6 protein-coding genes and 1 pseudogene are annotated in these 15,823 nt (G+C 61.2%); 2 read left to right on the forward strand and 5 right to left on the reverse strand.

The features are described 5' to 3' along the window. Positions 1 to 317 precede the first annotated feature (317 nt). Both H0X90_RS26330 and H0X90_RS26335 read left to right on the forward strand, forming a co-directional pair. Positions 318 to 941, forward strand: coding sequence for a glutathione S-transferase family protein (locus tag H0X90_RS26330; RefSeq protein ID WP_330165465.1), 624 nt, complete (start codon positions 318 to 320; stop codon positions 939 to 941). A gap of 47 nt (positions 942 to 988) precedes the next feature. Then, a pseudogene (locus H0X90_RS26335) lies at positions 989 to 1,216 on the forward strand (OB-fold nucleic acid binding domain-containing protein); the annotation flags it as partial. Between the two features lie 496 nt (positions 1,217 to 1,712). Here H0X90_RS26335 and H0X90_RS26340 read toward each other — a convergent pair. The 5 genes from H0X90_RS26340 to H0X90_RS26360 form a co-directional block, all read right to left on the reverse strand. Beyond that, positions 1,713 to 2,567, reverse strand: a complete 855-nt coding sequence (locus H0X90_RS26340; RefSeq protein ID WP_196438240.1) for a peptidyl-prolyl cis-trans isomerase — start codon at positions 2,565 to 2,567, stop codon at positions 1,713 to 1,715. 95 nt (positions 2,568 to 2,662) lie between these two features. After that, the gene (locus H0X90_RS26345; protein WP_196438241.1) at positions 2,663 to 4,462 is read right to left on the reverse strand and encodes a ShlB/FhaC/HecB family hemolysin secretion/activation protein; all 1,800 of its coding nucleotides are present in this window, start codon (positions 4,460 to 4,462) and stop codon (positions 2,663 to 2,665) included. A gap of 141 nt (positions 4,463 to 4,603) precedes the next feature. Further along, on the reverse strand, positions 4,604 to 6,670 hold the full coding sequence (locus H0X90_RS26350; RefSeq protein WP_196438242.1) for a filamentous hemagglutinin N-terminal domain-containing protein: 2,067 nt from the start codon (positions 6,668 to 6,670) through the stop codon (positions 4,604 to 4,606). Between the two features lie 474 nt (positions 6,671 to 7,144). Next, positions 7,145 to 7,372: a hypothetical protein gene (locus tag H0X90_RS26355; RefSeq protein WP_196438243.1), complete on the reverse strand. Its 228-nt coding sequence runs from the start codon at positions 7,370 to 7,372 to the stop codon at positions 7,145 to 7,147. Beyond that, the gene (locus tag H0X90_RS26360; protein WP_196438244.1) at positions 7,369 to 15,798 is read right to left on the reverse strand and encodes a filamentous hemagglutinin N-terminal domain-containing protein; all 8,430 of its coding nucleotides are present in this window, start codon (positions 15,796 to 15,798) and stop codon (positions 7,369 to 7,371) included. Before H0X90_RS26360 ends, H0X90_RS26355 begins: the two co-directional genes overlap by 4 nt. Between the last annotated feature and the right edge of the window lie 25 nt (positions 15,799 to 15,823).

Genomic DNA, 15,823 nt, shown 5'->3' on the forward strand with positions numbered 1-15,823 from the left:
CAACGCCAACTTGACCGCTTCGTCGCGAAGCTCCTTCGTATAGACCGCTCTTGGAATTCGATTCATCCATGCCTCCGTTTCTCAATTTTACGAAACGTTGGCTTCCATTTTTTTCGACCGGCCTCAGCTATCTCACCTGGCTGTTCGCAAAACTACCGTTGGCAAATACGGTCGACGATTACGTTGCGCTCCTTCCGTGGAGCCTAGATAAAGCCCGACCTGGAGTATCCTGCGGCGCAGGGCTGCCAAGCTGACGTGTCGGACTCCAACTCAGGTAAGTTCAGTGGGGAGAGATTCAATTGCCATCCGCCAACGTAGTGAGACTGTATGGTGCCGCATGGAGTGTATACGTGCGGATAGCCAGGCTCGCACTGGAAGAAAAGGGCATTCCTTATACCCTTGTCGAAGTCGATGTATTCGATAGTGCCGGTGTTCCGCATGAACATTTAAAACGACACCCGTTCGGTCGCATCCCAGCCTTCCAGCATGGAGACTTCTGCCTTTACGAAACCAGTGCCATCGTTCGTTACATCGATGACGCCTTTGACGGGTCCAAGCTGCAACCGACTGATGCGAAGGCACGTGCCAGAGTCAATCAGATCGCCGGGGTGATGGATGCCTACGCGTACCGAACCTTGGTCTGGGACATCTACGTGGAACGCGTCGTCGCTGTTAAGGAGGGGCGACCGACAGACGAAGAAAAGATTGCGATCGCGTTGCCACTTGCGTCGACGTGCTTAGCCGAACTTGACCGACTATGCGACGGAAATGGTTATATGGTCGCCGACCAGGTGAGCATTGCTGATCTCTACGCTGCGCCCATGTTCGCCTGCTTCACGCAAGCGGCAGAAGCAGGCTTACTGATGGATCGATGCAGAAAATTGAAGAACTGGTGGCGCCGATTCTCCGTTCGCGAAAGTATGGTGCGCACCCAATCATGATAGACGCTACAACGTCGCTGACGGGCGTCGTTAATTGACCGCATACGAACGGCGTGCTGTTCATGACGCTCGAGGACGAGACGGGCCAGGTCAATGTGATCCTCTGGCCCGGTCTGCTGGAGAAGTTTCGGAAGGAGGCGCTCGGCGCTGCGCTGCTGGCTGTATACGGTGTGTGGCAGGCCGAAGGCAAGGTGCGGCACCTGATCGCGAGCAAACTCATCGACAGGACCGAGTTGCTCGGTGCGCTACCGACGACCGCGCGAGAGTTTTGCTGACTTTGACGCGCGACTGCTTTCGGTTGCTACCGGCCCTCATTTAGTCGACTCCCCGGTAAAGGAGAGCAGTTGGCGGACGTGGCAAAACGACCGAGCCTGTCCCATGCTTGAAGGTAGCGGTACTTCGGAACGGTGGCAACGAGTGCATCCATTCTCAAAAGCAATCGCTCGATCTCTGGCAAGCCGTTGGTGGGCACACGCCACTCTCGTCCGTCAGCAGCAGAATCGATACTGTCTTGCAGCACGGTCTCAGCTCCAAGGAAGAGCGCCAAGTCACTGTCGGACACGTCAGGCTCGACAAGAAAGTACCCTAGATAGAGCACCCTGAGTAACGCAATCATCGTCTCATGAGTGCCCTTTCCACTTCGGATAGCCGCAAGTGCCAGGTGGTTTTCGAGTGAGATGGCGCGGACATGAGTCGCCGGTAGAGGCAATAGCTCAGCCTTGCTACGTGGTCGTCGATTCGGGCGTTTTTGCGACATTCTGAGGACGGCGCTTACTGTTGAATCGTTGCATTCTTCATTAGTCCACCAACGAAAATCGCCGTCGCCTTCTCGAGCGCCAACGCCTGAAGTTGCTGCTGAATCGTCGCCTTCGATATGTCAAACGATGGGACCTGCGTCGGTCGCTTCGCGTCGACCTTTACGATCGCGCGTGGGCCATTGGCGTCATTGCCGAGCGCGATCGACTGTGGCGTCACACCGCCTGCAGGCAATTGCGTAATCGCCTGCGCAACCGTGAGCGGCAACCCTTGCGTATTCCCGTCTGTCACCGGCGTCTTGAAGCTCACCCACGGCAGTTCACCGCCGGCAGCAGCGGTCGGCGCCTGGCTGTACTGCCGAGCCAGTGCGTCAAACGACTGACCCGCTTTCAGGCCCGCCATCACCGTCGCAGCGGTAGCCGCATCTTTCGTCACGATGATGCGCGGCTTGATCTCTTCCTTTCCGAGCGATGCCACGATCTCGTCGTAACGCGCCTTGACCTGTGCATCCGAGACAGGCTCGGGCTTCACGTTATCGCGGACGAAAAGTTGCGTCTCGGCAGTCGATTTCGCAAGCTGCATGGCCGCCTGCACTTCGGGCTTGCTGCCGTAGCTCGCCTTGTCCGCCGCTTGCTGAATCACCACGCGCGCGATCAGTTGATTCTTGATCGCCTGGCGAATCTGCGGCGTATCGGGCTGGCGGGACGCCTGCAACACCGCGTCGACCTCCGCCTGGGTGATCGGCGTACCGTTCACCATTGCCACAGCACCGGCTGGCAACGTCGAGGACTGTGCGTGCGCCTGGACGGGCAACGCCAATTGCCAGGCAACCGCCGTCGCGATCAGAATTCGGTTGAACGTCGTCTGCATACTTGATGCTCCTGCCTGTATGAAAAGCACTGCAACCGCGGTTGCTGCACAAAGTGTCCGAAACTCAGGGCGAACCGGACACGACCAAACTCGCTCTAGTAAAACCAGTTCAAGGTGCCGAGCACCAGTGTCGCTTTGTTGCCAAGCGCGGCCGGCTGTGTCAACGCGCGACCGACCAGCACCTCGCCCGACAACGATTGCCTGCGCCACTGCCATTGCGCCCGCAGACCGGCGCCGATGCCGGCGAGCGTCGGAAAGCCCGATGCACCGATCAGGCTCGTCTTGCCGGCATCGAGGAACAGGTACGGCTCGATACGACCTTCCTTCCACATCGGCACGTTCACCCACGCGAATTCGTTGCGCGCATAGAGCCCGCGGTCGCCGGCGATCTCGCCAGACCGAAAGCCGCGGATCGTATCCATGCCTCCGAGATAGAGCTGCTCCGAGCCGTACAGCGCTGTATTCGTGTACTGGCCACCCAAAACGCCACGGTACACGAGCACGGCCCCGTTCAGCCTGGGCAGTGGCAACGTCACCGTCGCCGTCGCATCGAGCTTGGTGAACTGGCTATGCGCCGCGTCGCGCGCAATGCCGTGTTCATCGTGATTCGCGCCAAACCACGGCAGTCCCTGCGATACCCCGCCATTGACGGTGAAATTCCCTTGCGCGTCATTCATCACAAACTTGTGCAGCCAGTTCCCGCCGATTCGTAGCACGGCAACGCGCTGCGGATCGAGGTCTGCTCCATTGATCGTCCGATCGGTGCGACGCCAAGAGAGCGTCGTATCGATGCTGGTAATGTCGCTCACGGTCCTGCCGACCAGATAATTCCAGCCGAAAATGTGCGAGAGCGTGCGGCCATAGAGCAGCGCGGTCGAGCCGATCAACTGCTGATACTCGGAGTCCGCGATCGTGTAGCTGAACGTACTGCGCCCGAACGGCACGGCGAAGGACCCCACCAGCGCGTTGCTGTCCTGACTGTCGAGAAAGTTGACGCTAACCGATTCCTGCAAGCCAAGCAGGTTGTTCGCTTCGACACCGGCCCGATATCGCGTCACGCCCGTTGCCGAGCTGCCGTAGTTGTCGACGCCGAGGTTGAAATACAGCCTGTCGCCAGGCTTGTTGTCGATGGCGACGATCGAGTCACCGGCGTTCTGACCCGGCAGGATCTGCACCGCGGCCTGATTGCGGCGCAGACGGTTGATCTGGGCGACGCCTTGATCGATGTCCGGCAGACGAAGCGGATCGCCGGGCGAGACAGGGAATGCATTCGCATAGCCGACGTCGGTGAACCAACCACCACCTGCCGAAGCTTCACCGGGTTTGAGGCGATGGATCGGTTGCCCGTTGACGACAAAAGCCGAGACGTGACCGACCTGAATCGTGACCGTGAGCGTGCCGGACGACAGATTCTGTTTGCCAAGCAGTGCGCGAGTCGTCACGTAACCCGCCGAAACGAAGGTATCCGTGAGACGCTTCAGCAGCACATTGATCCGATGCGAGCCGAGTTCGTGATTCGCAAAGGCCCCGATGATCGAATCAAGTTTCGTTCGAGATACACCGCCAGGCGACTCGAACGGCTTACCGTCGGCCGATTGCAGCAGGATCTGTCCGACCCGAAACGTTGGACCACTTTCGACAATCGCGTCGACCGGCGTACCGGGCGGAACGTCGAGCGTCGTATCGGCTGGCGGTGGGACAGTCACCGAAGGAGGCGGCTGCTCGAGCTGACGCTGGCGCGCCTGTTCGCGCTGCTGCTCGATGATCAGTTGCGCAGGGTCCTGCACCGGCCGGACCGCCGGAGGCACCGTTTGCGCATGCGCCGGCATGTACCACGCTGCGAGGCTCGCGACCAACAGCGGTAGCTTGTATCGGGGGAAGACGGGTGCTTTCATCGTTGTTGTGCGTGCAGAAACCCGTGAGCCGACGTGGCGTTGCGGGTCGCGCCACTCATCGATGCGGCGAAGCCGACCGCGATAGTCAGAAAAGCGACGACGACTATGCCGAGGCGATTTTTCGTTCGATAGTTCATTCGCTTAACGCCACCACCACGTCGTCAGACCCAGATGCTGATCGATCGAGACCGGCGTTCGCGACGGCGCACGCACGGTGGTGATACCGCCAGCAGCCGTCACGCCCTTTGCGCCGCTGAACGAACCGCCGTCGATCACACCGTCTCCGGTCAGAAAGACCTGTCCGTTCGCGGCAAAGCCGCCGCCGATATCCATCGCGATCAGTTGCGCCCACGTGCTACCGAAGAACGCCTTGAAACCACGATCCTGATTGATCGCCGAGTAGCCGGTCACGCCCTGCGCATAGGTGACGGGCGCGTCGACCTTGATGTCGCCCGTCGCGAAGACATTGCCGCCGACGTTGCGTGCGACGGTGCCGCTCTTGATCGAGATGTTGCCGCCCGCGCCGGATTGCGAACCGCCGCTCGCCTGGATCGTGCCGCCGTAGGGCGTGACGTTGCTCGACGCGTTGGCGTGACAGAAGATCCAGCAGCTGCGCGAATAGTTCGCCTTCCCCGAGAACACGGCCGCATTCGTGAACGCATTCTGTGCCGCAATGGTGATATCACCGGTAGTCGCTTGAATGACACCGCCCGAGTTCGTCACGTTCCGGCCGGTGATCGTCAACGGCCCGCTGGTCGTCGCGAGGTAGGCAATTTGGTCGGGCCGATTGACGGTGCCGTAGTCTATATTCACGCCCGTCGTCGAATGCGTGAAGAACAGGAAGCTGCCGCCTCGATCCGTGTACGCGGTCGCCTGACCGCCATTCGTGCCACCCGAATGGTCGATGACGTTCAGCACGTCGCCAGCCGCGGTCAGGCTCATGCCGCCGTTCGATGCGACGCGCGCGTTATCGTTGATGATGTTGCCGCCCGCAGTCAGCGATGTCTTGCCATTGGCCGAGAAAATGATGCCTTGATTGCTCGCGCTCGATCCGTTGCGAATATCGCCGGCCGCGTTCAGCGTCAGGTCGCCGCCGGAAGGCGTGCCGTTTGTCGTCGTACCCGCCTGAATCACGCTGCCGATGTTCGTAATGGCGCCGCTGCTCGTCAGGTCGACAGCGTTAGTTGCACTGAGCGTCGACGGGCCGGCCGCATCGTCCGAGAGCGAGATCGCGCCGGCATGAACCGTCGCATTGTTCCCGGCGTTAAGCTGGGCGCCCAGAAGCGTAACCGCGCCGGTCGTCGAGATCGAGGCGTCATGCGCGCCGAAGAACTGGTTGTCGGCGATCGTGACGTCGCCGGTCGACGTGACCACGGCATCGCCCGCGTTCGCGTAGAGCTTCCCGAGGCTTCGGACGCCCGCGCCTTGATCGGTGATGACGAGTTCAACCCGTCCGGCAGTGAGTCCGCCGGCGGCCGTAATGTCGACGGCGAGCGCTTTGCTCGTCGCGCCGGCAGACGATGCACCGATACGCCAGTCGTGTCCGTTGTCGGTGGGCGACATCCCGCCGTTCCAACTCGTCGTGCTGCTGCCTACCGTGCCACGGATAAAACTCGGCACGCCAGTCTTGTTGTCGTAGGTATTCGTGACCGGCCCGTTCACAGCCAGTTGCTTGGCGACAAGGTCGAGGCCGATCAGGTCGCCTGTCAGGCCCCCGGCACCGATCGTGACCGCGCCGCGGTCCGTGTTCAGTACGACGTTGCGCTGTACCGTACCGGGCGCAAGCGTCACATCGGTGAAACTCACCTGACCCGTCGACAGCACGACGTGGCCGGTATTCGTGAAGCTTCCGCCGTCTACGGTCACCCCGTTCGGATTCGCCAGGATGACGTTCGCGCGTGGGCCAAGGACGTTGATGTTGCCTTGGATCAGCGACGGGTTCGTGCTCGTGACCTGATTGACGATCGTACGTGCATTGATGCCGACGTTGTTGAGGTCCGCGCCGGCTTTCGAGACGTTGAACGACGAATAGGTGTTGTTCGAAACACCGCCGATGGCAGGCGCGATGTTGACAATCACCCGCCCGCCCGCGCCAACGGAAACGGTCGTCGCCGTGCCGCCGTCGGCAGCAACTCCTGCAGCTATCGCCGAGCTGGACATGCCGGCAAATGCCACCACCAAGCTCCGTCGTAACAATTCAAGTCCCATCCCGCCCCCGGATTCTAATATATTCGAGTCCTACGTTAGGGTAATGAAAAATTCATCTCCCTTTCTTTGTTGCGCGCCGCTCCTTTATGTATTGACATGTGATTCCGGCAAAAAGCAAAGCAAACAATGGCGACGGAATTAAAAGTGGCTTCCAGCCGGCGCCTTTGAGCAGCGATGTCGCAAAAAAAAATAAAATCACAGCGCCCAACGAAATGTAAGCCTTAAGATAAAGAACCGTGATTCTTCTCATTCGATCATCCTTCATAATTCTCACTTCCCAAGGCTAGATGCATTTTGGCACTACACGCCAAGCCACGTCAGCATTAAGCTATGTTGGAGCGGTTTTCAATAGATCATCCGTCTCGGCCCCGGAAAGCTCTTCATTTTTTTACTTCCAAGTCCGCGCAGAATTCTTGCTGCTAGAAAGAACCAACGAAGCTGCCATCGGTACCACGAAGAGAGCTCCCACTCCCTTCAGCCCATTCCCATTTTCCTGCTGGCCTCTATCAGCGCGGCAGGATGTACCACCTGCTGCTTATCAAGCACGAATGCCAGCAATTCATACGCGACCCCGTATTCGCCATGATCGAGATATTCACGGACATCGCTCCGATCTTGCTCGGATAGTTCCGTTTCGACCGCCGCAAGCGATTCCTGAAGTAGTCGGTCCAACTCATCAAGATGAGACTTATTTACTGTCACTTGGGGTTCCTCGGAACGTTGGTTGGAAACGCGGTCACAATACCTCCGCCCTTACTAGCTGGTTCGATCACGACTCGGATATTGATTCCATCAACAGTGCCGTTTTTCACGATCCGGCCGTTCGCCTGCACCGTCTCAGTAATCGCCGGATCGGTAGCGATATCGGACACCACATTCATTACCTTCGAGGCCGACCAACTGTCGGGGAACGCCGACTTACCGGGAGCGCCGGGCCAAAGATGTCCGCCGCCAGTGGCATCGCCATTCAAAATGTGATTGGTTCGATCTGGCGAAGCTAAGTTTACGTCTGATCCTCCGCCGGTGGTTGAGGCGTTTGCATTCTGTGTTGTATTGGAACCGTTATTGTTATTGCCGCTCGACAAACTAACATTACTCGACGATGGTGATGGTGTCGTCGTAACCCCCAGCAACAACGATGTCATGCAACCAAGACCGCCCGTAACAGCGCACAACGCCGCCAGAACTGGCGTTACCGTCGCCGGCGCGGTCGGTGTATTGTCCGGCCCACCACTGGGATCGATTTGCCTGTTTGCGTCGGTCGGTGGCTGCGACTTGTTTCCGTAGTTTGCCTGAACAATGTCCCCCACACCTTTCGCGGTCGACGTGACCGGTTGCATGTAGGTTTGCCCCGTCTGGCTCCTCCACGGCATCATTGCCGTCAAGAGCATCTCTGCAGCCGCACTGAGCGCCCCGCCATTCTTCACGGCTGCAGCCGTATGGCTAGGACTTCCAGCGTCATTGTTCAGTGCCTCGTTTTGAGCTGCCGTCGCGCCGGCCATCGCGTTTTGACCTGCAAGGCCAGCGATGCCACCGCCTGCCCAGGTCGAAATCGCCGCCAGCATGGCCATCTGGCCTTGATCGAGCGCCGCGCCGCTCGGATCGATCACCCTCAGAACATCAGGCGTCAGCGCAGCGGACACTGCCCCGCCAATCGCACCGCCACCACACCCTTGACCCGTTGCAGCACCCGCAACGCAGCCGAGCACGGCATGCGCGGCCACGTACGCCGCACCAGTCAGCGTGCCATCCTGATTCAGGTTGCCGATCGTGTAGGCAATGGACGCCGCAGCATTGGTCGCTGCGCTGTTGCGCAGGTTCGTCAGGAAGCTCCCACCCTGCAAGGCCGTCTGGACCGTCGCTTGAAGCACCGACTCCGCGACGATCGCGGTAATCGTCGTTGGAAGCGAGCCGGTCGCCGCGCCCGCCTGCGGCACCAGCGTATTCCCCACCGTCTGCACACCGGCCAAAGCAGCAAGACTGTTGTTCGACGCCGTCCACGACCAACCTGCCGCGCCATTGCTGAACGTGATGCCGTTCGTCAGCCCGGCCGTCAGCGCCGCCGCACCGGCCGTCGTGAGCAGGGATCCGAGGTTGAACGAGCCGCCACTGTTCAGTTGGCTCATCGTGCTGTTCATCATGCCGGCGAAGCCCGCCGACAGTGCCGCGTTTGCCGTACCGGCGCCCAGGGAGCCCGCGGTCGTTCCAGCCGCCGCAAACGCCGAACCCGAGCCGGCCGACGCTCCTGCTGCTGCACCAATCGCCCCCGACGCAGCCATCCCGCCCATGATCGACAATCCAACGATCACGCCAGTCATGAAGATCTGGTCGAACCATGAATCGCCGTAGACCGCCTCCGTATTCAGATGATCGGTCACGGTCGACTGGCTGAATTGGCCACCAAGCTGTGCCTTCAGGTTGGACAGCATCTGCTGCGTCGCAGCCTGATTCACGCTGCCGTCGGCACTGGTCTGCTGCAATGCCCCGCCGATCTGGTTCAGGCTTTGCACGTGCAGGTCGTAGTTCGCGGCCGACATGAATCCGCCCTGTTGCGCGACAGTGCCCGTCGTGCGCAGGAATACGCCTTCGTCCCCGAACTGGTAGATCTCTCCGATATTCGTCGAACGCTGTTCGTTCGTGAGACTGCCGGTGTTGACCGTCAGGTTTTGCGCCGTCACGGAACCGGTATTGAGGATGCTGTTCGCGTAGTTCAGTGCGACATTCGTCCCCGTGATTTCGCCGTCCGCGTTCACGACCGCATAGTTTTTCGGCAGCAGAACCTCGGGCATCAATGCCTGCACCGTCGGGCACGCGGCGCCGCCCGATGCCCGACACCCCGGTTCCGGTACCGCCTGCTGGACGTACCAGAGCATCGGCGCATTGATCTGTGCGAGCTGGGCGTCGCTCAGTTGCGTGCCGAGCGCGATATTGTTCTGCTTCGCATACTCGAGCGCCGCGCCATACAGCGCTGCCTTGTCCTGATTGTTGATCGACGCCTGGCTCGTGCTGTCGGTAGCGCTCGGGGTGCTGTAGAAGCTGCTCTTGCCGGTCGCTTGCAGCGCGGCCTGCTGGATCTGCTGGTTCTCCGTATACGGGTCGTAGTAGAACGGCACGCTGCCGGGCTGCAGGTTAGCCGGCAGGTTAGCAATCAGCGATGCAGACGAGAGCGAGTCGACTACCTGGGCGGCCGGATTGCTCGTCAAGTACGACACCGTCACGGTTTGACCGGACACCGTCTTGACGGTCGTGGCGGTCGGCGTATTCACGCCCGTCACAATCGGCGCCGTCGGCTTGCCCACCGTTTGTGCGCCGATCGGCGTATTGGGCGGCAGAGCCGCCATGCCGGTGACCGACGTCGGCCGCCCGTCCTGATTCGTCACCAGTCCGGCCTGGTTCACGGCGGCCGTCATCGAAGGCGGCAGCGTCGGCGGAGCCAGCGAAATCACCTGCCCCGACACGACAGGCGGCGGCGTAAACACGTTCGGGTTCGTGATCCCGTTGACGAGCGTCGAACCCGTCAGCGTGATCGATTGACCGATCACGTTACCGGTATTGGTCAGCGTCGGCGAGTGGACGCTCAGGTTGCCCGCCTGAATCGTTCCCGGCACGAAATCCTTCATGCCGACGTTCGATGGAAGGCCAGACGCCGTTTGCGTGTCGCCCTGACTGAACACGCCCCCGTACAGATTCTGGCAGTCCGCGGCCATGCCGAGACAGCCCCACGTGCGGGTCGCGCCGGGATTGCCGGTCCAGAATGCGTGCAGGTATTGGTTGTCGCTCGACGCGCTCGTCGACGCATTGATCGTCGCGTTGTTCAATGCAGTCACCAGACTGCCCGTATTGCTGAACGTCCCTGCCGAGATCGAAAGATTGTTGTTGGCCGTGATCGTCGACGGATTGGCCGCTTGCACCTGGATATAGGCTTCGCAGTTCTGTCCACAGCCTGTGTACGGCGACGCAGTCCCATAGTTCTGGTGAACCGCGACCGGTGCGGCAATCGTGTTCGTGACGCTCGCCGCATTGATTTGGACGTTGTTGCCCGCTTCGATCGCGGCCGACGTGTTCGTCACGCTCATAGCCTGCGTCGAATTGGCCGCGGTCGTACCTGCGCCGCCAATCACGATATCGTTTCTCGCAACGAGGTTGCCGTAGGTGTTGGCGACCTGGTTCGCGGCAATCACGATGTCGTGGCCGGCGGTGACGTTGCTGTTGGTTTGCTGATAGCTGTACGTTTCCGAGTTCGGGTTGGTCGTGTTCAGCGAGCTACAACCCGCGTTCGAGACTCCCGACGCACATCCTGCCGTCACGGCCTTCGATCCGACGTTGGATCCTTGATTCGTAAAGCTCGCCGCCTGAATGTTGGCGTCGTTGCCCGCGGCCAAGGTGCCGGTGTTGGTCAGATTGCCGCCCGACAGATTCAGGTTGTTGCCGGCGATGATCTGCCCGACAGCACCTTGTTTGGTCACGCTGGAGGAGACCGTTTCCAACTGCACCGTGCCGGGCGCGCTGATGGTGTACGTGGCAGGTGGTGTCGGCGTACCCACCAAGCAATACCCTCCCTCGCACTGGTAAGTGCCACTCGGATTGGCCGTGCCCACCACGCCAATCGGTGCGGTCTTCTGCAAAGCCTGCAACGATGTCAGGAATGCATTCAGCGATGCCGAATCGACGGAGTCCGTGACCGTCGACGTGAAGCTCGAACCCCCGTTCTGGAGTTGCTGCACGTTCACGTTGGCGTCATGGCCCGCGCTGACGACGCCGCTCTGGTTGTTGAGTGTATTGGCGGTCAAGGTGAGATCGTGGCCAGCCGCGATAGTCGATGGCGTTACCGTTGCACCGGTCGACGTCGTGGTCTCGGTGACGGTCGGCAAGGTCAGAGTCTGGACTGTCGTTGCGCCCGAGACCGGTGTCGAGGGCGGCATGACGACCCAGGTGGCGCCTTTGGGCGCATTACTGGTCGGCACCAGCGCGAACTGGATCGGGCCAGAGCTCGCAACCGGCGACGACGGATCGCCCCATCCTTGATAGATCAGCCGGGCGCTGGATAGCGACCAGACGGTCTGTTTGGTCGGCTGCTCGCCGCCGGGCGAAAGGAGCCCGCCGAGTGTCGCCGGCAGATTAGCCTGCCCGAGCATCAACGTGCCGCCGTCCTTGCCGACGTTGTAGATCGCATAGACCAGTTCAGAGCCGATCGGGGTGGCCATCAGCAGCCCCGGGTTGTCGACCGTCTTCGTGGTCGTGGTCGTTGTAACGACGGCTGCCGCGGAGTTGTTGACGTTGTTGGCGGTCAGCGACAGATCGTTGGTCGCCGTCAGCGTACCGCCGGCATTCCCGAGATCCCCCGACAGGTTGATCGTCGCGTTGCCGCTGCCTGCAGGGCTGTTTGCATTTCCGGCACGGGTCGTGCCGCCAGAGTTGTCGTAGCTTGCCCCAGTGATCGCGAGCGTATTGGCAGCCTGAACCGTACCCGCGTTCGATCCCGAGCCGTTCAGCGTCAAGGCATTGTTGGCGGTCACCGTGCCTGTGGCTGCATTCGCCAGCGACCCGTTGATCGTCAGGTCGTTGCCGTTGATGGCGCCGGTGTTGCCCACGGCACCATTCAGCGTCAACGAGCCTGCGCCCTGGTTGATCGTGCCGGCGTTATTGATTCCCTGCGCAGCCGATACCGTTACAGTCGTACCCGGCAGAATCCAGGTGCCCGAATTGTTGACCGACTGCGCGGACAGGTTCAGGCCGTAGCCGCCATTGACCGTCCCGTAACTGGCGGCCGACGGATCAAGCGCTTGATTCGGCAAAGCGAGCGTCGCGATGTTCTGCGCCAGAATTTTGCCGTTCGTATTGTTGAAGGATCCGTTGCCGCCCGTGACCGTCACGGTGGTGTTGCCAGTCGCCGCGGTCGAATTGTTGACGTCGCCCGCGAAGATCAGACCGGCGTTGCTCAGACTACTCGTCGTCAGGTTCAACGCGTTCGTCGACATCAACGCGCCGGTATTGGTCGTCGCATTACTGACGTTGAAATTCTCCGTCGGCGCGTAGATCGAACCGCCGTTGCTCAGATCCGCGGCGTTGAAGGTCGCCGACTTCAGCGATGACAAGCTCCCTGAGTTCGTGACCGTCGAGCCCGACACGTTCAGGTTGCCGCCGGCCATCTGCGTGCCGACGTTCGATACGGTGCCGCCATTCAGGCTCGTGTCGCCCTTGAACGCGGCCGTGCCGCCTGTCGTGACGCTCTGTGAACCCGTGATTTGCGTGGTGCCGCCGACCACTGCGTTCGCGGTCGTGACGTTCGCCCCGCTCAGGGTCGCGTTGCCGTTCACCGACAGGGCCGGTGCTTGCGCGTCGAATACAGCGTTGAGCTGGCCCGCCGACGTATCAAGATTGCTCGTCGCCGTGGCTGTCAGATTGCCGCCGATCGACACACCTTGCGTCGTGATGTTCGCCGCCGTCAGCGTCCCATCCTTCGAGACGGTCGTCTGGCCGTTCAGCGTCAGGTTTTTGCCCGCATTCAGGCTCGCGTTCCCGGCTGTCGAGATGGGCCCGGAGGCGGTCACATTGCCGTCCTTGGCGTTCACGCTCAGGTCGCCGAGGCTCGTTACGCTGCCTTGCGTCGTGACGTCGGTGCCCGCGGTAATGGTCGTCGCGCCGCCGGACAGCGCGTTACCCGCGAGCGTTGCGCTTCCGTTTGTCGCCGTCAGCGTGGTCGTACCGACCGCCGTTGTCGCGCCGACGCTCAGATTATTCGCAGCCGTAGCGTTGAGATTGTTCCCCGTCCGAATCGCACCGCTGATGCCGACGTTGTTTCCTGCATTCAACGTTGTGTCATTCGCGACATTGACCGCGCCCGTACCGTTGATATCGCGGCCGGCCGAAACGGTTGCATTGCCGGTGTTGTTCACCGACAGACCGCCGTTCAGATTCGCATCGCGACCCGCCGAGATCGTCGTGCTTTGGCCCGTCTGCACAGTGCCCGCGACGGACGCGTCCTGCGCTGCGGCGATGTTCACCGTGCCCGGCGTCGATACTGCCCCGGCGACCGAGACGCTGCCCGCGCTTGAGCCGATCGACGCGTTTCCACCGCTATAGACCGTACCGCCCAGATTGACGCCCTGCTGCCCGGTCGCGTTCAATCCACCGAGCGACACGACATTGCCGGTCGTACTCAGGGTCCCGCCATTCGCGGTGAGCGTCATGTCGCCGACAGACGCGGCGTTGCCGTTCACTTGCGTGCTGCCGCCCGACGTCACGCTCAGCTTGTCGCCGCTCGTGACGTCGCCACCCAACGTCGAATTCTGTCCCGATTGAATCGTTACCGCACCCGGTGCCGTCACTGTCCCGCCGAATTCAGCGTTCGTACCCGCCTTCGCGGCGATCGTGGTGCCGCTTTGCACGGCGCCGTTCAGGCCGATCGCCTGCCCGGCGTTCAGTGTGACCGCGCCTTGCGACGACGAAACCTTGCCTTGCCCGGAGATCGAGCCAGCTTGCGCGGCGATCGACACTGCGCCTTGCGCCTGCGTCGTACCGTCAATCGTCGCGTCCTGACCGGCCGTCACGGTCGCCGCTCCGTTCGATTGCAGATTGCCGCTCACGGCGGCCGACCCTGTCATCGCGGTGAGATTCGTATCGCCGACGGACGTGACCGCGCCGTTCACGGTCGCATTGCGCGCCCCCGCCAGCGCGACCGTGCTGCCGCCCTGTACCGCCCCTTTCACAGTCAGATCACGTCCAGCCCGCGCCGAGATCGTACCCGGCGCGCTCAGCCCGCCGACCGTCAGATCTCCGTTCGTCGTCTGCAGCGCAATATCGTGAGCCGACAGGGAGTCGATCGCCATCGACTCGCCGGCCGTAAGATTGGCCGAGCCATTTGCGGCAACCGACGCAGCAGTCAGGTTCCGACCGGCCGTCATCGACACGCTTTGTCCGGCCGACACGGCCCCCGGCGCAGTGATGTCGCCGTTCGCCGCAACCGTATAGTTTTGGTTCGCGAGGCCGGTACCGCTGATCGTCGTGTTGCCCGCGCTCGTCAAATTGACGTTCTGACTGGCAAACGTTTGACCGACCGTGACGTCGCCGTTTGAATTCACGACCACGTTCCCTGCCGTCGCGGTCAACGAGCCTTGCATGTTCGCGCCAAGGCCGGCTGCTGTCTGGACGATGTAGACCTGGCCAGCGGTGACCGATCCGAACTGGCTTGCATCGATCGCCAAACCGTTTGCGGTTTGGATCGCCGTGACATTGTTCGGTAGACCGTTGGCTGCGGTACTGTATGCAGTGCCGGTATTGCCCGTCGTGGTCGGCGTGACGAGCTGGTTGCCCGTCACGACGTTGATGCGCTGATCCGCACGGATCGGCGCCGCCAGCGTGACGGTTTGCCCGATGAGGTCAATATTCCCGACGGTCCCTTCGATCCCGGCTCCCGGACCGTTCACCCCTGCTGGCCCGTTGATCGAAATGTTGCCTGATCGAACGTCGTACGCGACCGCGCCGGCGTGCGCGAAATCGGTTGGAGCACCACCGACGCCCGTGATGAACTGCGGCGTGCCCGTGGTCAGCGTGAGATTCGGGATGTTCGTGAGCGACAGTCCGTTTGCGGATATCCCGCCCGGAGCCGCGATCACGATCGGTGCAGCAGCGCCGAAGGTCTCGAGCGGCCCGTTCAAGACCGCAATATTGTTCGACGTGACCTGGTTGATAATCAACGACGCTGGCCGGCCGTTCAGATTCGGATTCGCGCCAAGCGAGCCGCCGAGCAGCGGAGTCCCTGCAATCGTGCTGTTGTTCAGCACGAGGCCTTCAGGTCCCACATTGAACGACTGATACTGTCCGAGACTCACGCCGTTGGAATTCGGCGCAGGGATATTGATAGCAGGGACACCCGCGCTAGTCGCGGTGACCGTTGGCTGAAACGGAATCGGCGCCCGCGGATCGATGATCGGCGCAGCATGTGCTGTTTGGTCGACCAAAAGCATCGCGGGGCTGAGATACATCACGACCGACATGACCCATGCGGTCGCCTTGATCCAAAGGGCGTGCTCTTCGCTGTTCAGCGAAGGTTGACCGAAGATAATTTTCTGTTTGGCCGTTCCCCGTTGAACGTGCCGAGCTTCTATTTCGCGCATCAGTCGGCGCATGGTTGGTCTCACTCGGAATTTTCAG

It is taken from the genome of Burkholderia sp. 9775_39 (assembly GCF_015712225.1).
Classification (GTDB): Bacteria; Pseudomonadota; Gammaproteobacteria; order Burkholderiales; family Burkholderiaceae; genus Burkholderia; species Burkholderia cenocepacia.

Coding starts and splice junctions, on each gene's coding strand:
- H0X90_RS26340 (WP_196438240.1), bottom strand. CDS start 2,567: ATGCAGACGACGTTCAACCGAATTCTGATCGCGACGGCGGTTGCCTGG.
- H0X90_RS26345 (WP_196438241.1), bottom strand. CDS start 4,462: ATGAAAGCACCCGTCTTCCCCCGATACAAGCTACCGCTGTTGGTCGCG.
- H0X90_RS26350 (WP_196438242.1), bottom strand. CDS start 6,670: ATGGGACTTGAATTGTTACGACGGAGCTTGGTGGTGGCATTTGCCGGC.
- H0X90_RS26360 (WP_196438244.1), bottom strand. CDS start 15,798: ATGCGCCGACTGATGCGCGAAATAGAAGCTCGGCACGTTCAACGGGGA.